This is a genomic window from Burkholderia sp. 3C, from assembly GCF_054589155.1.
In genome coordinates, this window is sequence record NZ_BAAILN010000121.1 from 23821 (window position 1) to 41363 (window position 17543).

Here is a 17543-nt window from a genome sequence, read left to right on the forward strand (position 1 = left end):
CCAGGCGAGGTGGTGCAGCCGGTGCGCGAGCATCGCGGCCAGCGGCGCGCGGGCCGGGCGTTCGCCGGGCGGCAGGCCGTGTTCGACCGGAATCAGCGCGCGGCCCACCAGCGCCAGCACGGCCGGCGCGAACGTCATCAGGCCGAGCATCTGCATCAGCCGCGTGGGGTCGGGATGCAGATACAGCCCGAGGTAGAACGACACCAGCGTCAGCATCGCCGCGCCTACCGCGCGAGCGCCGAGCGATTGACACAGCACGCCCGCGAACACCACCAGCAGCGAGCCCGCGCCGCGCCATAGCGGCTGTTCGGCCACGGCTGCCCCGGCGGCCAGCGACAGCCCGGCGCAGCTCGCCAGCAGCGCCAGCGTGACGAGCCAGCCCGACCAACGCGCTTCGCGCAGGAACAGCGGCGCGATCATCGCGAACAGGGCGGCGGGAATCGCGGCGGTCAACGGAACGTGGTGGCGAACGGCCCAGGCGAGGCCGAGGCTGGCCGTGAGCGAACAGGCGAGCGCCGAGCGGGTGGCGCCGCGCAGGCGCGCGAGCAAGGGGTCGTGCAGACGGGCGCGATGGAACACGCGCGAACAGGCGGCGGCGATCATGGTCGACGATATCCGTGCCGGCAACCGGGCTTGTGGCCGTGTGCCGATATCCGGGCGGGCAGCCCGGCGTTGAATGGACACCGGATGCGCAGGCCCGCCGGGATCTCCGGCATGCGATGCGCCCGGTGAGGCGATCGGCCCGGGCCGCCCGCGCGCCGCGTCGAGGGTGGGACGCGGCGGCGGATGGCTCGGGTTTTCCCGGATGATACCCGGTCAAAAATGACATTGGCGGTGGCGGCTCAGGGTATCCGCCGATGCGAGAGGGGGCCGCCGGGGCGGCGGATTCGGGTACGCTGCGCTGACCGCCTGCCCCGACGAGGAGCTGCCCATGAACGCCATCGCCATCATCGAGCGCTACGAAGTTGCCTTGCGCGACGCGATGCTCGCCAACGATGTTGCATCGTTGTCCGAACTGATCGACGACGACCTGGTGTTCACGGCGCCGGACGGGCAGGTGCTGTCGAAGGACGACGATCTGGACGCGCATCGCGCGCGCTTGCTGCGCCTGCATCGCTTCGATATCTACGAGACGCGCACGCAGCGCGTCGGCGAACTGATCGTGACGGTCACGAAGGCGCAACTGGCTGGCCATTTCGGCACGACGCCGATCGACGGCCAGTTCGCCTACACGCGGCTCTGGCGCGCGGCCGGGCCGCGCTGGCGCGTGATCGCCGGGCACGCCTCGCGGATCGGCTGAGGGCGCGACCGCACGTGCGCCGCGCGGCGCTTCAGCCGAGCAGCTTGAGCCCGGCCGGCAGCGCTTCGCCGAACACGCGCCCCGAATCGGCGCTGTCGAGCGTCACCACCTCCCGCACCATCGCGATCCAGGCCGGCGAGGCATGCGCCGCATCGAGCCGTTGCAGCACGGCGGCGCGCACCGCGTCGGGCAGGTCGCGGCTGCGGTCGCCTGTCATGCGGGCGATCTGCGCGGCGGCAAACATGGCCGGTTCCACCTTCTTCCAGTCGAGCGCGAGGATCGCATCGAGCCAGCGCGTCGCCACGTCCGGCGGCACCACTTCGTGCGCACTGCCATGGAACGGCAGCCGCGCGCCGAGCCGGCCGATCGCCCACCAGTCCTGCCGGTTGCCCGGCGTGCGCGCGAGCTTGTCGAGCAAGGCTTCGGCGATGGCGATCTTGCGCGCGGCCGGCACCTGTTCGAGCGAGGCGTAGAGGCGCGTCATGTCGGCCGTGCCGAGTTTCGCCGGATCGAACGGCAGGCCGTGATGTTTCTGCGCGGCGGCGGTGTCGAGCCAGTGCAGCGCGTCGAGCATCTGCCGTTGCGCCTCGGCCGGCAGGCCGCCCGCCGCACGGCGCCAGAGCGTCCACCATTCGGACCAGACCTGCGCGTCGTTGACGTGCTGGATGCCGTCGTCGAACAGTTGCCACAGTTGCTCGACGCGCCAGGCGTCGAGCGGATGGCCGAAGCCGGGGCGGATGCACCAGCCGGCCAGGTTCAGCCACAGCCGTTCGTGGTCGGCCGAGCGACGGCGGCGGCCCGCGCGCGCCCACAGCGCGCCGAACAATTCGCGCAACAGCGAGAGATCCCAATCCTGACGCGGGCCGAGCGTCTGCTCCAGTTGCGCACGCAAGCGCTTGACGGCCTTCGGATCGACGCGCGTGGAGGCCGCGCCGAACACTTGTTCGATCAGCTCGACGGCCTGCCCGAACGCGGGATGGCGCGCCTCGCCGGAGGCTTCGCCATCGGCTTGCGCTTCGCTCTCGTTGCCGCGCAGGCTGAATTCGAGTTGCCAGCGTTGCGCGTCGTCGTCGGTGGCGACGCAGTGCATGTCGAGCGTGCCGACCTCGGTCAGCGCGGTGTGCAGGCGCACCTTGCGTTCGCGCTTGCGCTCGCCGCCGCGCGGGCGCACCACGGTGGCGACCGGCGGCAGCCAGACGAAATCGCTGCCCGACAGCTCGGCGATCTCGCCCGGCTGCCACGGCGTGTCGGCGGCGGTCGAGACGAGATGGAACTGCACGGGATGGCCGAGCCGCAGCGCGAACGTGCGATCGTCGAGCCGCACGGCCTGATCCTCGGGCGTGCCGCGCGGCAGCACGCAAACGCCGCGCGGGGGCGAGGCTTCGGTGTTGGCGTCGCCGTTTTCATCGCCGGCTGGCGGCTTTGCCTCGTCGTCGCCGTCGAGCACGAGGAAGTAACTGCGCGGCGAACCGCCGCCGATCCTCGGCGCATGGCCCGCGCGCGCCAGCCCGTAGGCCACCGCGCCGCGCGCCACGGCGATATCGGGCTGATCGTTGTTGAGCACCTTGAGCGGCTGGCCGCGCCACGCGCCTAGCGTGTCGGCGAGCCGCCCGGCCAGCGCGCGGGCGCGGAACACGCCGCCATTCAGCAGCAAGGTGTCGGGCATCGCGAACGGGGTGTCCGCGGGGGCGGTCGTTGCGTCCGCAACGGCTTCACGCGACTGCGCGGCGAAGCGCGCCAGAAACGCCGCGACATGCCGCGTGATGGCCGGATCGGCCGCGTACGGCAGCCCGAATTCGACGATCGCCGCGCGCGAGCGGCGCGGCATGTCGTCGGCGCGGCCGGCCGGGAAGAAGCCGTCCACCACGATCCGCTCCACCTCGTCGCGCGCGAGCCGGGTGCTGCGCGCGCCGCCGATCAGCTTCGAACCCGCGCCGAGCAACGTGACAGGCACCGCGCCGGGCGCGTCGTCGCCGAGCAATTGCTCCTTCGCCACGCGGCAGCGTTCGACCAGTTGCGACAGGCTGGCGGCCGACAGCCGCGCGGGCGATCCCGCCGCCGTGCCCGCTGTACCTTGTGCATCCGCGCCCGTCAGCCGGCGCTCGGCCAGGTGCGCGAGCGCCAGATCCATGTTGTCGCCGCCGAGCATCAGGTGATTGCCGACGCCGATTCGCGTGAGGCGCGGCGCGCCCGATTCATCGAGGGTGCCGGGCTCCACGCGGATCAGCGTCAGATCGGTGGTGCCGCCGCCCACGTCGCACACCAGCACCAGGCGCGTGCCGTCGAGCGCTTCGCCGAGGCCGTCGCGGTGCTGATAGAGCCAGTCGTAGAACGCGGCCTGCGGCTCTTCGAGCAGCCGCAGCGTGGGCAGCCCGGCCGCGCGCGCGGCTTCGAGCGTCAGGGCGCGCGCGCCGTCGTCGAACGAGGCGGGCACGGTCAGCACGACATCCTGGGTTTCGAGCGGCGCGCCCGGAAAGCGGTGATTCCAGGCCGCGCGCACATGCGCCAGATAGCTGGCGCTGGCGGCCACCGGCGAAACCTTGGCGACCTCGTCGGGCGCGCCCCACGGCAGGATCGGCGCGAGCCGGTCCACCGAGGCGTTCGACAGCCAGCTCTTGGCGCTGCTGACGAGGCGGCCCGGCACCTGCGCGCCGAGCTGGCGCGCGAAGCGGCCGACCACGGCCGGCTCGCTGGCGCCGCCCCACGGCAGCGCCAGCGCGTCGGCGGCCAGTTCGCCGGCCGCCGGGTGATAGCGCGACGAGGGCAGCAGCGGCGCGGTCCCCACTTCGCCCGGCCCCACCAGTTGCTCGACCTCGAACACGCGGATTTGCGTGCCGCCCGCCTCGACGTAGGCGACGACGGTATTGCTGGTGCCGAGGTCGATCCCGACGACGTATCGCGTCATCAGGCGTCCGTGCCGCCGCGCACGTCGAACTCCACCTTCCAGCGTTCGCCGCTGCCGCGCGGCACGGCTTCGAGTTCGAGCGTGCCGGCCTCGGTGACGTGCGCATGCAGCTTCACCGCCACGATCTCGCCGGGCGTGCGGCCGTCGGCCGGCAGCGTGGCCTGGATTGCTTCGAGCTCCTGAAGTTCGTCGGCCGACCAGTAATCGAGCATCGTGCCGACCTGATCCTGACGCCGCACCGACGAGCCGAAGAAGCGGAAGTGCACCGGCTCGCCCACCACCAGGCCGAATTCCTGCTCGGGCAGCGCGGCGTCCGAGCCTTCCTCCATGCCGAACGGCGCGACGCACAGCGCCGAGATGGGCGGTTCCATGCCGGGGATCGCCGGCATCGCCGATTCGATCGCCACGTAATAGGCGCGCGCCGTGCCGCCGCGAATCCGCACGCCCCGGCCGCGCTTGACGTAGCCGTAGTAGGCCGCGCCGCGCGCCACCGCGAGGTCGAGGTCCGCGCCGCCGAGCAGGCGGGCCGGGGCCGCGCCTTCGGCCGCGAGCCAGCCGTTCAGGATCGACAGGATTCGCTCGGTCAGCAGTTCGGACTTGAACACGCCGCCGTTGAACAGCACGGCGGTGGGATGCAGGAAGCTGGCGGCCGGGTCGGCCGCGAACGGCTGGCCTTCGAGTTCGGCCAGCGCGCCGACCTGCTTGCCGAGGAAGGCGGCCAGGTGGCGCGTGATGCCCGCGTCCTGCGCGTAGGGCAGGCCCAGCTGCGTCAGGCCGGCGCGCGTGCGCACCGTCGGGCGGGCCGCGGCGTCGGTTTGAGGGAAGAAGCCTTCGAGCAGGATCTGGGTGAGTTCGGCGCGGGTCAGTTCGGTGCGGATCGAGCCGCCGATCAGCTTCGAGCCGCGGCTCGGCACCACCAGCGGCACCGTTTCCACGCTGCGGTCGGTCAGCAGCGTTTCCTTCGCACTGCGACACGCGTAGGTCAGCGCGCGCAGTTGCCACGGATCGGCCTGCGTGCCTTGCGCGGCGAGCTTGCGCGCCACCACGTGGGCGAGCGCCAGATCCATGTTGTCGCCGCCGAGCAGGATGTGCTCGCCCACCGCCACGCGGTGCAGTTCGAGATTGCCGTCGCGCTCCACCACCGCGATCAGCGAGAGATCGGTGGTGCCGCCGCCCACGTCCACCACCAGGATGATGTCGCCGACCTTGACGTCCTTGCGCCAGCCGCCGCCGCTCTTCTGAATCCAGCTATAGAGCGCGGCCTGCGGTTCTTCCAGCAGCGTCATGCGCGTGTAGCCGGCGGCCTGCGCGGCTTCGGCCGTCAGTTCGCGCGCGGCCGGATCGAACGAGGCGGGGATCGTCACCGTCACGTCCTGGTCGGCGAACGGCGCGTCGGGGTGCGCGTGGTTCCAGGCTTCGCGCAGATGGGTCAGGTAGCGCACCGAAGCTTCGAGCGGCGAGACGCGTTCCACTTCGGGCGGCGCGTCGTTCGGCAGGATCGCCGCGCGGCGGTCCACGCCGGGGTGGCACAGCCAGCTTTTGGCGCTCGACACCAGCCGGATCGGCGTGCCCGCGCCACGGCTGCGGGCCATCTCGCCGACCGCGTAGTCGCGCGTGGCCGTCCACGGCAGCGTCAGGTCGCCCGCGGCCAGTTCGCCCGGATGCGGCAGGTACAGGAACGAGGGCAGCAGCGCGGGCGTGTCGACCGCGCCCGGCGAGCTCAGTTGAGCGACCGGCAGCACCTGCTGCGCGGCGGCGTCGCCGTCGCTGGCGGCCAGATCGACGTAGGACAGCGCGCAGTGGGTGGTGCCGAGATCGATGCCGATCGAGTAACGCGGGTCGCTCACAGCTCCACCTCCGCCGGCGCGATCACCGAGACATCGTGCGATTCGACCAGCTTCGGCAGCTTGACGGCCTCGGCGCGCCAGCCGCGATGGCTCAGGGTGCCGGTGAACGGCGCGGCGCCGACCACGTTGCCGGTCAGGCGGTTGGCGGTGGCATCGAAGCCGGCCGGCAGCGTCACGCGCGTGCCTTCGGCCTCGCTGCGCACCGGGCGGATCGTGAAGTGCTCGCGCAGCGTCGCGCGGCAGCCTTCGTGCACGAGGCGCGCGGCCGCGCCGATTTCGGCGTCCGCGTAGGCGGCGATGTCTTCCTCGACGAAATCCACGAGGCGCGCGTTCTTCTGCAGCAGGCCGAGCAGTTGCAGCGCGGCGTCGGGGCTGGCGGCCTGGATTACGGGCGCGGGCGGTTGCGGGGCGGGGGCGGGCTTGGCTGCGACCGGTTCGGGCGCTTTGGGTGCGACGGGGGCGGCGGCGGGCGCAACGCCGTTGCGCAGGTCGCGCACGTCGGCGGCGAGCTTGCCGCTGCCGAGGATGGCGAAGAACGATCCGATGGCCACCGACAGGCGACCAGCGAAGGACAGATTCGATTCAGGCATGTCATGCAACTCCGGTGGGCAGGCCGGGCGGCGCGCGCATGAGGCGCGCCGGCGCGGGCTGCCGGCAGGGACGGGACGAGACCGGTGCAGTCTCGAAAAACCCGTATTTTGCCTTGTTGTGGTCTGGCCCCGCGCAAAAGTCGCGGTGGTGGGGGCGGGGAAGTGCGGTGGGACGGGCTTGGGCGGGGGGCCGTCGCACGGGGTGGGCCTGGGGCGGGGGCGGTTTGAGGGAAGGCGTTCGGCGGTGGTTGTGGCGGATGGGGCGATCGCGGAGGCGGGCCTTTGTCGAGGTGTTGAGGGAAGACGTCTGACAGTGGCCGCAGCGGATAGGGCGATCGCAGGGGGGGCCGTAGCGGGAGCGGTTCGACGATGATTGGCGGCGAAAAACGGAAGGCCGTTGCCACACGCGCCCGCCCCCGCAACCGGCACAATAGTGCCCCACCCGCTTGCGGGACTACCAGGAGACCACCGGATGAAACTCGCCCTGATCGGTGCTTCGGGCCTGCTGGGCCGCGCCGTGGCCGCCGCGCTCGCGCCGCGCCGCGAATGGCAGCTCGTCGCCACCGTCCGCGATCCGGGCAGCGCGACCGCGCAGGCCGCCGCACGCCTGGCCGGGCTCGCGCCCGAGGCGCTGACGCCGCTCGACGTGCTCGATCCGCGCGCGCTCGACCGCTTCTTCGACGCGCAGCGCCCCGACGCGGTAATCGTGTGCGCGGCCGAGCGGCGGCCCGATGTGTGCGAGCGCCAGCCCGAGGCGGCGCGCGCCATCAACGTGACGGCCCCGGCGGAGATCGCCGCGCGCGCCGAGGCCGGCGGCGCATGGACGCTCGCGATGTCCACCGATTACGTGTTCGACGGCCGCGCCGCGCCGTACCGCGAAACCGACGCGCCCGCGCCGCTCAACGCCTACGGCCGCAGCAAGGCCGACGGCGAGACGGCGCTGCTGGCGGCCTCGCCGCGCGCCTGCGCGCTGCGCCTGCCGCTGCTGTTCGGCCCGGCGCTGACCTGGGCCGATTCGGCCGTGACGAGCCTGGTGCCGGCGATCGTGGCGTCGTCGCGGCCGGGCGCCGCGCCGGTCGACATGGACGCCTGGGCGATCCGCTATCCGACCTGGACGCCCGACGTCGCGTTCGTGATCGCGCAACTGGCCGCACGCCACGCGGCCGGGCAGACGGTGACGGGGCTGTGCCAGTGGTCCGGCGACGAGCCGATGACCAAGCACGAGATCGCCGTGCGGATCGCCGCCGCGCTCGGCATCGCGCCGCGCCTGACGGCCGTGACCGAGCCGCGCGATGCGACGCCGCGCCCGTACGATTGCCATCTCGACGCGTCGCGGCTGGAAGCGCTCGGCATCGGCCGGCGCACGCCGTTCGATACGGCGATCCGGGCGGTGCTGACGGCGGGGGAGGCGCTGTGACGGCGGAGGATGACGTCGGTTCCGGCGCCGGTTCGGCCTGCTCCTGTCGCGTCGCCAGCCGGCCGGCCGACGCGGGCGTGCGTGCCGGGTTCATGCGCCGCGACGGCCGATAGGCCCGAACCCCGTTTCCGGTTGCCTCGCAACAGGGAATCCGTCAGGCGTTCGGACGATTCCTCGTCAGCCCGCGCGCGCCGAGCCGCGCGTGCAGCCAGCCTTAGCATGCGGGAATCGGGCGAGGTACAATTCGCCAGCCTATTCCTCCGGCTCGCCAGCAGCCGGATTCCGGCCGGTGTGCCAGCCGGCAACCTCGCTTTCAGTTAGCCATCATGTCAACAGCAGATGTCGAGAGTCTGCCCAATCTGCTGCCCGGCATGTTGCCGCGGCTATGGGCCTTCTCGCTGCGCCTGTGCGGCAACCAGCACGACGCGGAGGATGTGCTCCAGCGTGCCTGCGTGCGCGGCCTCGAACGCGCTCACCAGTTGCAGCCAGGCACCGCGCCGCTGAGCTGGATGTTCTCGATCGTCCACTCCACCTGGATCAACGAATTGCGCGCGCGCAGCGTGCGCAGCCGTTCCAGCATGGAGTGGGACGACAATTTCCTCGAAACGGTCGCCGATCCCGGCGCGCGCAATCCCGAAGACATGCTCCTGAGCGGCGAGATCATCACCGCCGTGGAGCGCTTGCCGGAAGCGCAGCGGATCGTGATGCTGCTGGTGGCCGTCGAGGGCCTCAGCTATGCCGAGGCCGCCGACGTGCTCGAGGTGCCGATCGGCACCGTCATGAGCCGGCTGTCGCGGGCGCGACAGACCATCGGCGCCCAGTTCGGACCGCGCGACGACGCGGCCGCTTCCCCCCCAAAACGAGCCGCGCGATGAAGACCGACGACGCCAGCCTGCTGGCTTATGTGGACGGCGAACTCTCGCCGCAAGATACCGCGCAGATCGAACAGGCGATCGGCGCATCGGACGAACTGTCGGCGCGCGTGGCCCTGCTGCGCGCGTCGCAACTGCCGTACGGCGAGGCGTTCGGGCAGCAGTCGCTGCCGCCCGTGCCCGAATCGCTGACGCGCAACGTCGAGGCCATGATTCGCCGGCATCGCGAGGCGGCAGCCGAGGCGGTTGCAGCCTCGGCCGCGACCGCCGCCGCGCCGGCTGCCGACGAACCCGAAGCCTCGCTCGGGCCGAACGTGCACCGCCTGCGGCCGCGCGCACCGAAGCCGGCCGCGTTCACGTGGCCGAAGCTGGCCGTCGCGTTCGTGGCGGGCGCGTTCTGCTGCGGGCTGGCCCTGCAATTCCTGCCGACGCTGCGCGGCGAGGGCGCCGGGCTGGCCACGGTGGCGAGCCAGGGCGGCATGGCGCCGTGGATTCGCGCTGCCGCCGGTTATCAGCAGCTTTACGTGCGCGATACGATCGCATCGCTGCAACCCGACGCCGGCGCGACGGCCGCCACGGTGGCGGACATCCAGAATGTCGACCGCCTGCCGGTGCAGATCCCCGACCTGAGCAGCCAGGGCCTGACCTTCAAGCGCGTGCAGCGGCTGCGCTTCCATGACAAGCCGCTCGTGCAGATCGTCTATCTGCCGAAGCAGGGCAAGCCGGTGGCGTTGTGCGTGTTGCGCGATGCGAAGGGCGATGCGGCGCCGTCGAGCGAGCAGGTGGACGGCATGTCGGTGGTGGCGTGGCGGCGCGGCCAGCTTGGCTACGCGCTGATCGCCGCGCCCGGCGATGTGAACCTCGAAGGCCTCGGCAAGCAGCTCTACGACGGCCCGGCGCCGGCCACGATCGGCGCGGCCGAGGTGGCCGCGCCTGCTCCGCGCGCCTGAGCGCCGCGCGGGGGCCGGGCGGCGATAGGTCTGAACTATGCGTATCATAGCGATCTGCTAACGACGCGCCGCGGCCAACCCGCGTGCCACGACACTTGCGCCAGATGAAACCCGACGACAGCACATTGATCGCGTACGCCGACGGCGAGCTGAGCCCAGCCGCCGCGGCGTCGGTCGAACAGGCGCTGGCCGAATCGTCGGCCTTGCGGGACGAGGTGTCGCGGCTGCGCGCGTCGCGTTTGCCGTATCGCCAGGCGTTCGCGGCGCAATCGCTGCCGCCGCTGCCCGATGCGCTGCGCTTGCGGATCGAGGCGATGGCGAGCGCGGCCCGGCAGCAGCCGGAGCAGGCGCGGCAGGAATCGAGGCAGAAATCGGGGCAGGAAGCAGGGGCTGGATCGCAGGGCGAGGCTCCGTACCGCCACGCATCGCGGCCCGAGGCATCGCACGTCGAAGCACCGCAATCCGAGGCGCTGCAATCGGAAACGCTGCAATCCGAGGCGCCGCAGCCGCACCTCGAAGCACCGAAACCCGAAACGCCGCACTCCAAAGCAGCGCAGCCGGGCAGCGCCACGTCTGGCGTCGTACTCCCGTTCGCCAAGCGCCGCATTCCGCGCCCGGCCCTGTGGCTCGCGGCGGCGTTCGTCGCCGGCGCGTTCTGCGCGGGGCTCGTGCAGCAATTCGCGGCGGGCGGGCTGGGCGGTGGCGACACGCCGCTCGCGGCAGCCGGCGTGAAGCGGCCGTGGATCAGCGTCGCGGCCGAATATCAGCAGTTCTACACGCGCGAGACGCTGGCCGATGTCCAGCCCGATCCGGCCGTGTCGGCGCGGATCATCGGCGCGATTCGCAGCGACGACGGCATCGCCGTGCGCGTGCCCGACCTGGCCTCGGCGGGGCTGACGTTCAAATCGGTCGACCGCCTGCGCTACGACGGCAAGCCGCTCGTGCAGATCGCCTATCTGCCGGCGCAAGGCACGCCGGTCGCACTGTGCGTCATGAAGGACGCGCGGCCCGATCAGGCGATCTCCCAGCGCGAGATGCACGGCATGTCGGTGGTGACCTGGCGGCAGGGCAGTCTGTCCTACGCGCTGATCGGCAAGCCCGATTCCGGCGATCTGAACGCGATCGCCCGGCAGATCGCGGGCAGTCGCGTGGAGGCGATGTTCGCGGCGCGCGAGATCGCACGCCGGCTGCTCGGCTGACGCCCCCGCGTCGTTCAAAATTCGGCGCGGCCGGCCGGTTCCCTTCCTTTTTTGTCTCGTCTAAGCTTGTTGCGCTGCTGCAAGGGCAGCGTGGCGCTATGTCATAACGCCTTGATTTTTATGGGGTTGGAGTCGATTGGGATTCGTCGGCACAGCCTGCGGCGCTCGGTCGCGCGGCAGTTGTTGCGAAAAGCACAATGCCTGTTGCAGTGCAGCGAGTGTTCCGTATAATGCGGGTTATTCCCTAGGTATTAACCCGAGGTCATCATGAAAGCAGCAACTGCATCCACCCCCGTCCTGGCTCAATGGTTCGCACAAGTGCGCAGCAATCTGGCACGCGCTTGGGAACTGCACGTTCGCACCTGCGAACTGATCGCCGAAGCACACCGCCGCATGTAATGGCGGGCGGCCCGGCCGCCGGCAGGTCGATGCGGAGCGGCGCAGCGCACAGCTGCGACGGTGCGTCGAACTCTCCGAGCCGGAGCCGCGTTCGAACCCGGCATGCTGGTCGCCGGGTTCCGCGTGAGTCCTGACGACTCACGCATGCCGGTCACGCGAATGCTCGCGTGCCGATCGTCCCGCCGGGGCGAATCCCGCTGACAGGATTCGCCGCTCCGGCAACCGCTCGACGGTCGGCCACCGCAGCAACAGGCGCAGCAGGGCCTGATTCGCGCCACGGCCCCATTCAGTCCGTTTCGCCCCGCGAGTTCGCCGGCGGAACGCAGTTCTCGCATCGCGCGGGGCCGGCAACATGCCGGTTTCGCGCCGATCGCTTCGCATCGATGGCGCCGATCGTTCCGATCGTTGCGCGCCGCCTCCCCTTCGGTCAGATCGTCCGCGCCTGGTTCCGCTGCCGCGCTCGCGCCTACGCACGCCGCAAATACTCGCTCGGCGCCACTCCCAACACCTTCCTGAACATCGCCGCGAACGCGCTCGGGCTGTCGTAGCCGTGTTCGAGCGCCAGCTCCAGAATCGACGCACCGGCGGCCAGACGCGGCAAGCTCAACAGCAGACGTGCGTGCCGCCACCACGCGCCCGGCGTCATGCCGGTTTCGCGCGCGAACGTGCGCGCCAGCGTGCGGGCGTTCATGTGCGCGGCGCGCGCCCAGCCTTCCAGCGTGACCGGCTCGGCCGGATGCCGGATCAGTTGCGTGCACAGCGCGGCCAGCGCCGGATGGTGCGGCATCGGCACATGCAGCGCGAGCGGCGGGGCCAGTTCGAGCTCGTCGAGGATCAGCGCCAGCATCCGGCCCGCGCGGCGGTTCAGGTCGCAATCCCACGGCAGGCCGTGCGCGGCGGCGATCAGCTCGCGCAGCAGCGCGCCGACCTCGATCACGCGGCAATCGCGCGGCAGCCCCGGGCGCACCTCATAGGCGACGAACAGCGAGCGCATGCGTACGTCGCCCGCCATGTCGATCGCGTGATGCATGCCGGCCGGCACCCACACCGCCCGCCCCGGCGGCACCACCCAGCTTCCCGCCTCCGCGCGCACGATCATCACGCCCTCGATCGCGTGGATCAGTTGCGCCTGCACGTGCATATGGCTCGGGATCGACGCGCCGGCCGGCATGTCGGTGGCGATCACGCCGATCTGATGCGCCTTCTCGCGGGCATCGAGCGCTTCGAAAAATTCGTTCATGTGTCCATTTCGCGACGATGAATGCACATTGCGCGTGCGACTGACGTCAGGCCGCGACCTTAGCATGGCCCGACTGTTTTCGTTCAACCGCTTGCGACGAGCGCTGCCGCCATGTTTCCGATGTCTTCCGACGGGCCATTGCCCGTGTCATCCGCTTGTTCCGCTCGTTTCGAGTCGTGGTGTTCGCCGTGTCCGCCGACCGCGCACACCACGCAGATCACGCCGACCACGCCGACCACGCCGACCACGCCGACCACGCCGACCACGCAGGCCACGCAGGCCGCGTCGGCTACGCCGACCGCGCCGACCGCGCCGACCGCGCCGACCGCGCCGACCACGCCGACCACGCCGACCACGCCGACCACGCCGACCACGCAAACCGCGCAAACCGCGCAAACCGCGCAAACCGCGCAAACCGCGATTCCGCGCCCGCTCGTGCCGCGCCCCGCCGCGCTCACCGCCGTGCTTGCGAGCTTACTGACCGCCGCGCTGGCCGGCTGCGCCCCGGCCGCGCCGTATCGCGCGCCGGTGGCCGACGCGGCCCGCAACGCGCCGTTCGATGCGGCCGCCACCGTTCCCGAAACCCGCCCGGCCGCGCCCCCCGACCATTGGTGGCGGCTCTACGACGACCCCTCACTCGACGCGCTGATTCGCGACGCGCTCGCGCAGAACCGCGACCTCGCCGTCGCGGCGGCCCGCGTGCAGCGTGCCCGCGCGTTGCTCGGCGAGGCCGAGGCGGCACGCCTGCCCGCGACGCAGGCGTCGTTCGGCGTGGACTACGGCCGCCACACGGCCGACCAGACCGTCGCGTCGGCGCGCGACACGGGCAGCGCCGCCACGCGCTTCGGCTGGTCGCCGGGCTTCGGCGTGTCGTGGGAACTGGACCTCTGGGGCCGCGTGCGCCATCTGGTCGAGGCCGCGCACGCCGACGCTGAGGCGCGACAGGCCGCGTCCGACGCGTTGCGCGTGACGATCGCGGCCGACACGGCCGGCGCTTACGCGAGCGCCTGCGCCTACGGCGAACGGATCGACGTGGCGCAGCGCTCGCTCGGCGTGGCCGAACGCGTCGCGGCGCTGACGGCGCGCCAGCAGGCGCTCGGCCTCGTGTCGCGGCTCGAGGTCGCGCGGGCGCGCGCACTGGCCGACGACACGCGTGCCGAGCTGCCCGCGCTCGAAGGCGAACGCCGCGCGTCGCTCTACGAATTGGCGGTGCTGACCGGCCGCCCGCCCGCCGAGGTGCCGGCGGCGGCCGTACAGTGCCGGCGCGCGCCGCGGCTCGCGCAGCCGTTCCCGGTGGGCGACGGCGCGGCGCTGTTGCGCCGCCGCCCCGATCTGCGCGAGGCCGAGCGCCGGCTCGCGGCGGCTCATGCCCGGGTGGGCGAGGCGCAGGCCGCGCTCTATCCGTCGATCGTGCTGGGCGGCTCGGTGAACTGGTTGTCGACCTCGGGCGATCCCGCCTCGCTCGGCGACCGCTACGCGATCTCGTGGGGCGTCGGGCCGCTGATCAACTGGCATTTCCCGAACCTGGCCGCGAGCCGCGCGCAACTGGGCGCGGCCCGCGCCGACGACGACGGCGCGCGCGCCGCGTTCGATGCCGACGTGCTGCGCGCGCTGCGCGACACCGAGCAGGCGCTGGCGCGCTACGGCGCGGCCTGGCAACGCCGCGACGCGCTGCAGACGGCCCGCGACGAACACGCGCGCGCGTTCGCGCTGGCCGAGCGCGCGTTTCGCGAGGGCGCGGCCGATTCGCTCGACGTGCTCGACGCCGAGCGCGGCCTGATCGCCGACGAGGCCGCGCTGGCCGCCGCCTCGCAGCGGCTCGCGCTCGATCAGGTCGCCGTGTTCAAGGCGCTTGGCGGCGGCTGGCAGCCGTGATCGCCGCGCCGTTTCCCTTCCTTCATCGATCCGATTCCACGCACACTTTCACGCCGACATGAGCACGACCACCGAGCAGAACCCCGACATCGCGCCGCACACCGAACCCGTCGCGCCACCCGCGCGCTTCGCGGGCGCCCGCCGCACCTGGCTGATCGCGGGCGGCGCGCTGGCCGTCATCGCGCTGCTGGCCTGGGGCTGGCACTGGTGGCGCGTCGCGCGCTTCGTCGAAAGCACCGACGACGCCTACGTGCGCGCCGATGTGGTAACCGTCAGCCCGCGCGTGTCGGGCTACGTCACGCGCGTCGCCGTGGACGACGATCAGCGCGTGGCGCGCGGCGACGTGCTGGTCGAACTCGACGACCGCGATTTCCGCGCGAAGCTCGACGCGGCGCAGGCGGCCGTGGCCTCCGCCGAGGCCGCCCGGCAGGAAGCCGACGCGGCGGCTGCCACGCTCGACGCCCGCATCGCGCGGCAAGGCAGCGCGATCGCGCAGGCGCAGGCCGATGTCGAGGTGGCGCGCGCCGAGGCGGACCGCCGCGCGGCCGACGCGACGCGCTATCGCGCGCTGCTGGCCGACGAGGCCGCCAGCGGCCAGCGCTGGGAACAGGCGCGCGCCGAGGCGTTGAAGACGCGCGGCCTGCTGGCCGGCGCGCAGGCCGCCGCCCGCGCACAAGGTGAGGAGCGCGAAGTATTGCGTCGCCGCCGCGCCGAAGCCGACGCCGCGATCGGCGCGGCGCAGGCCCGGCTGGCTGCTGCACGGGCGCAACTTTCGCTGGCCCGGCTCGATCTCGAACACACGCGGATCCGCGCCACGCGCGAAGGCGTGGTGGGGCAGCGCGGCGTGCGCGCGGGGCAATACGTCGAGGCCGGCACGCCGCTGCTGGCGGTGGTGCCGCTGCACGAAAGCTATGTCGTGGCGAACTTCAAGGAGACGCAGCTCGCCGCGATGCGCGCGGGCGAGGCGGTGCGGCTCGACGTCGATACCTATTCGGGCCGCGCGCTGCATGGCTGCGTGGTGGGCATCGCGCCCGGCTCCGGCGCGCAGTTCGCGCTGCTGCCGCCCGATAACGCCACCGGCAACTTCACGAAGATCGTGCAGCGCGTGCCGGTGAAGATCGCCGTCGACGCGTTGCCGGGCGACGTGGTGCTGCGGCCCGGCATGTCGGTGATCGCGCATGTCGATACGCGCGGCGGCGGCGAGGCCGGCGCGCACGGAGCGCAACCGTGAGCGCGGCCGGCGGCGGCCACGAGGCCGTTTCGCTGCGCGCCTGGGTGGCGGTGCTCGGCGGCGTGGTGGGCTGCTTCATGGCCGGCATGAACGTGCATGTGACGAACGCCTCGCTGCCCGATATTCGTGGCTCGCTCGGCGCGAGCTTCGAGGAAGGCTCGTGGATTACCACCGCCTATCTCGTCGCGGAGATCGTCGTGATTCCGCTGACGGGCTGGCTGGTGCGCGTGTTCTCGGCGCGCCGCGTGCTGCTGGTGGGGGCGTCGGGGTTTCTGGTGTTTTCGATCGCCTGCTCGATGGTGCCGAACGTCGGCGCGATGATCGCCGCGCGCGCGTTGCAGGGCGCGTTCGGCGGCGTGCTGATTCCGCTGTCGTTCCAGTTGATCGTGACCGAGCTGCCGAAGTCGCGCCATCCGCTCGGCATGGCGCTGTTCGCGATCGCCAACAACGTCGCGCAGGCGGCCGGGCCGTCGCTGGGCGGCTGGCTGACCGACACCTATTCGTGGCGCTGGATCTTCTACCTTCAGGTGCCCACCGCGATCGCGCTGGTGGCGGCGATCGCGTGGTCGATCCGCCCGGTGCCGACCGAGCCCGGGCAGTTGCGAAACGCCGACTGGGGCGGCATCGCGACCATGGCAGTCGGCCTGAGCGCGTTGCAGATCGTGCTGGAGGAGGGCGAGCGGCACGACTGGTTCGCGTCGGGCGGCATCGTGCTGCTGTCGGTGCTGGCGGCGGCGGGTATCGCGGCGTTCGTCGCGATCGAATTGCGGCGCGCCGATCCGTTCATCAACCTGCGGCTGCTCGGCCGCTACAACTTCGGCCTGGCCAGCCTCATGCAGTTCCTGTTCGGCGGCGTGGTGTTCGGCGTGGTGTTTCTGGTGCCGAACTATTTCGCCGAGGTGCAGGGCTACAGCGCGCGCGACATCGGCCTCGCGATGATCCCGTACGGGCTGGTGCAGTTCGCGATGTCGTTCCTGACGCCGCCGCTGATGCGCCGGGTCGGGCCACGCGCCACCATCGTGGCGGGCTTCGCGCTGGTCGCGGCCGGCTGCCTGATGAACATGCACCTCGATGCCGATTCGGCCGCCAACGTGATCGTGCCGTCGCTGGTGGTGCGCGGCGTCGGTCAGTCGCTGGTGGTGATCGCGCTGTCGGTGATGGCGGTGGACGGCATCGAGAAGGCGCAGCTCGGCTCGGCCTCGGGCGTGTTCACGATGGTGCGCAACGTGGGCGGCGCGGTGTTCATCGCGATCGCGAGCCAGATCGTGGTGGAGCGCGAGAAGCTTCATGCGATGCGGATCGGCGAGGCCGTCACGCCGTTCTCGGCCGCCTACCAGGAGCGCATGGCCGCGCTGACGCGCGCGATCGACGGCCTGCATCGGGCGCGGCCGCAGGCGCTGCCGCTCGACGACACGAGCGGCGTGCATCGTCTCGCGCTCGCGCTGATCGATCGGCACGTCACGCGCGAGGCGCTGCTGATGGCCTACAGCGATGCGTTCCTGCTGGCCGGCGTGGCGATGCTGGCCTGCGCGGCGGGCGCGTTCGCGCTGCGCCGCGCGACGGCGCGCTGAATCGGCCGGCCAGCGCTCGTGGGGGCAGCGTCATCCCGGCGACACCGCCTTCAGCGCGGCCACGAAACGCTTGTCCGACAGATACGCCACATTGAAGCGGCAATAGGCCGACAGCCGGTCCGCGCCGGGCGCGAACACCGCGCCCGG

General features: G+C 72.0%; 13 protein-coding genes and 1 pseudogene. 9 read left to right on the forward strand and 5 right to left on the reverse strand.

All coding sequences use genetic code 11. From position 1 onward, the window contains the following. A pseudogene (locus ACYP33_RS24405) lies at window positions 1-603 on the reverse strand (FUSC family protein); the annotation flags it as partial. 328 nt (window positions 604-931) lie between these two features. Here ACYP33_RS24405 and ACYP33_RS24410 point away from each other — a divergent pair. Further along, window positions 932-1300: a nuclear transport factor 2 family protein gene (locus ACYP33_RS24410; protein WP_414440861.1), complete on the forward strand. Its 369-nt coding sequence runs from the start codon at window positions 932-934 to the stop codon at window positions 1298-1300. Between the two features lie 31 nt (window positions 1301-1331). Here ACYP33_RS24410 and ACYP33_RS24415 read toward each other — a convergent pair whose 3' ends face one another. From ACYP33_RS24415 to ACYP33_RS24425, 3 genes are read right to left on the reverse strand one after another with little or no spacing between them, the layout of a single operon-like run. After that, a complete protein-coding gene (locus tag ACYP33_RS24415; protein ID WP_459624273.1) occupies window positions 1332-4205 on the reverse strand; it encodes an Hsp70 family protein in 2874 nt (957 codons plus the stop codon). Further along, entirely contained in the window at window positions 4205-6052 is a 1848-nt protein-coding gene (locus ACYP33_RS24420; protein ID WP_459624274.1) for an Hsp70 family protein, read from the reverse strand. The genes ACYP33_RS24415 and ACYP33_RS24420 overlap by 1 nt, the downstream gene beginning before the upstream one ends. Next, window positions 6049-6642 (reverse strand): DUF2760 domain-containing protein, encoded by a 594-nt coding sequence (locus ACYP33_RS24425; protein WP_459624275.1) that lies wholly within the window; start codon window positions 6640-6642, stop codon window positions 6049-6051. The genes ACYP33_RS24420 and ACYP33_RS24425 overlap by 4 nt, the downstream gene beginning before the upstream one ends. A gap of 472 nt (window positions 6643-7114) precedes the next feature. On the opposite strand from ACYP33_RS24425, the gene ACYP33_RS24430 reads away from it, so the two are divergent. The 5 genes from ACYP33_RS24430 to ACYP33_RS24450 all read left to right on the forward strand — a co-directional run bounded on the left by ACYP33_RS24430 (window position 7115) and on the right by ACYP33_RS24450 (window position 11479). Next, window positions 7115-8059 carry a dTDP-4-dehydrorhamnose reductase family protein gene (locus tag ACYP33_RS24430; protein ID WP_459624276.1) on the forward strand — a complete coding sequence of 315 codons (945 nt, stop codon included), beginning with the start codon at window positions 7115-7117 and terminating at the stop codon, window positions 8057-8059. 326 nt (window positions 8060-8385) lie between these two features. After that, on the forward strand, window positions 8386-8934 hold the full coding sequence (locus tag ACYP33_RS24435) for an RNA polymerase sigma factor (RefSeq protein ID WP_459624277.1): 549 nt from the start codon (window positions 8386-8388) through the stop codon (window positions 8932-8934). Beyond that, window positions 8931-9881, forward strand: a complete 951-nt coding sequence (locus ACYP33_RS24440) for an anti-sigma factor family protein (RefSeq protein WP_459624278.1) — start codon at window positions 8931-8933, stop codon at window positions 9879-9881. Before ACYP33_RS24435 ends, ACYP33_RS24440 begins: the two co-directional genes overlap by 4 nt. Window positions 9882-9985: 104 nt before the next feature. Then, entirely contained in the window at window positions 9986-11080 is a 1095-nt protein-coding gene (locus ACYP33_RS24445; RefSeq protein ID WP_459624279.1) for an anti-sigma factor, read from the forward strand. 267 nt (window positions 11081-11347) lie between these two features. Further along, complete coding sequence (locus tag ACYP33_RS24450) at window positions 11348-11479, forward strand: hypothetical protein (RefSeq protein ID WP_277396218.1); 132 nt, start codon at window positions 11348-11350, stop codon at window positions 11477-11479. 466 nt (window positions 11480-11945) lie between these two features. Here ACYP33_RS24450 and ACYP33_RS24455 read toward each other — a convergent pair whose 3' ends face one another. Continuing rightward, the gene (locus tag ACYP33_RS24455) at window positions 11946-12719 is read right to left on the reverse strand and encodes an AraC family transcriptional regulator (RefSeq protein ID WP_459624280.1); all 774 of its coding nucleotides are present in this window, start codon (window positions 12717-12719) and stop codon (window positions 11946-11948) included. Between the two features lie 111 nt (window positions 12720-12830). On the opposite strand from ACYP33_RS24455, the gene ACYP33_RS24460 reads away from it, so the two are divergent. Genes ACYP33_RS24460 through ACYP33_RS24470 form a run of 3 tightly spaced genes read left to right on the forward strand, consistent with a single transcriptional unit; the run spans window position 12831 to window position 17396 of the window. After that, entirely contained in the window at window positions 12831-14594 is a 1764-nt protein-coding gene (locus ACYP33_RS24460; RefSeq protein WP_459624281.1) for an efflux transporter outer membrane subunit, read from the forward strand. Window positions 14595-14652: 58 nt separating this feature from the next. Beyond that, the gene (locus ACYP33_RS24465) at window positions 14653-15825 is read left to right on the forward strand and encodes an HlyD family secretion protein (RefSeq protein ID WP_459624282.1); all 1173 of its coding nucleotides are present in this window, start codon (window positions 14653-14655) and stop codon (window positions 15823-15825) included. Beyond that, window positions 15822-17396 carry an MDR family MFS transporter gene (locus ACYP33_RS24470; RefSeq protein ID WP_459624283.1) on the forward strand — a complete coding sequence of 525 codons (1575 nt, stop codon included), beginning with the start codon at window positions 15822-15824 and terminating at the stop codon, window positions 17394-17396. Before ACYP33_RS24465 ends, ACYP33_RS24470 begins: the two co-directional genes overlap by 4 nt. Window positions 17397-17543 lie beyond the last annotated feature (147 nt).

Coding starts and splice junctions, on each gene's coding strand:
- ACYP33_RS24440 (WP_459624278.1), top strand. CDS start 8,931: ATGAAGACCGACGACGCCAGCCTGCTGGCTTATGTGGACGGCGAACTC.
- ACYP33_RS24410 (WP_414440861.1), top strand. CDS start 932: ATGAACGCCATCGCCATCATCGAGCGCTACGAAGTTGCCTTGCGCGAC.
- ACYP33_RS24455 (WP_459624280.1), bottom strand. CDS start 12,719: ATGAACGAATTTTTCGAAGCGCTCGATGCCCGCGAGAAGGCGCATCAG.
- ACYP33_RS24465 (WP_459624282.1), top strand. CDS start 14,653: ATGAGCACGACCACCGAGCAGAACCCCGACATCGCGCCGCACACCGAA.
- ACYP33_RS24450 (WP_277396218.1), top strand. CDS start 11,348: ATGAAAGCAGCAACTGCATCCACCCCCGTCCTGGCTCAATGGTTCGCA.
- ACYP33_RS24430 (WP_459624276.1), top strand. CDS start 7,115: ATGAAACTCGCCCTGATCGGTGCTTCGGGCCTGCTGGGCCGCGCCGTG.
- ACYP33_RS24445 (WP_459624279.1), top strand. CDS start 9,986: ATGAAACCCGACGACAGCACATTGATCGCGTACGCCGACGGCGAGCTG.
- ACYP33_RS24415 (WP_459624273.1), bottom strand. CDS start 4,205: ATGACGCGATACGTCGTCGGGATCGACCTCGGCACCAGCAATACCGTC.
- ACYP33_RS24460 (WP_459624281.1), top strand. CDS start 12,831: ATGTTTCCGATGTCTTCCGACGGGCCATTGCCCGTGTCATCCGCTTGT.
- ACYP33_RS24425 (WP_459624275.1), bottom strand. CDS start 6,642: ATGCCTGAATCGAATCTGTCCTTCGCTGGTCGCCTGTCGGTGGCCATC.
- ACYP33_RS24435 (WP_459624277.1), top strand. CDS start 8,386: ATGTCAACAGCAGATGTCGAGAGTCTGCCCAATCTGCTGCCCGGCATG.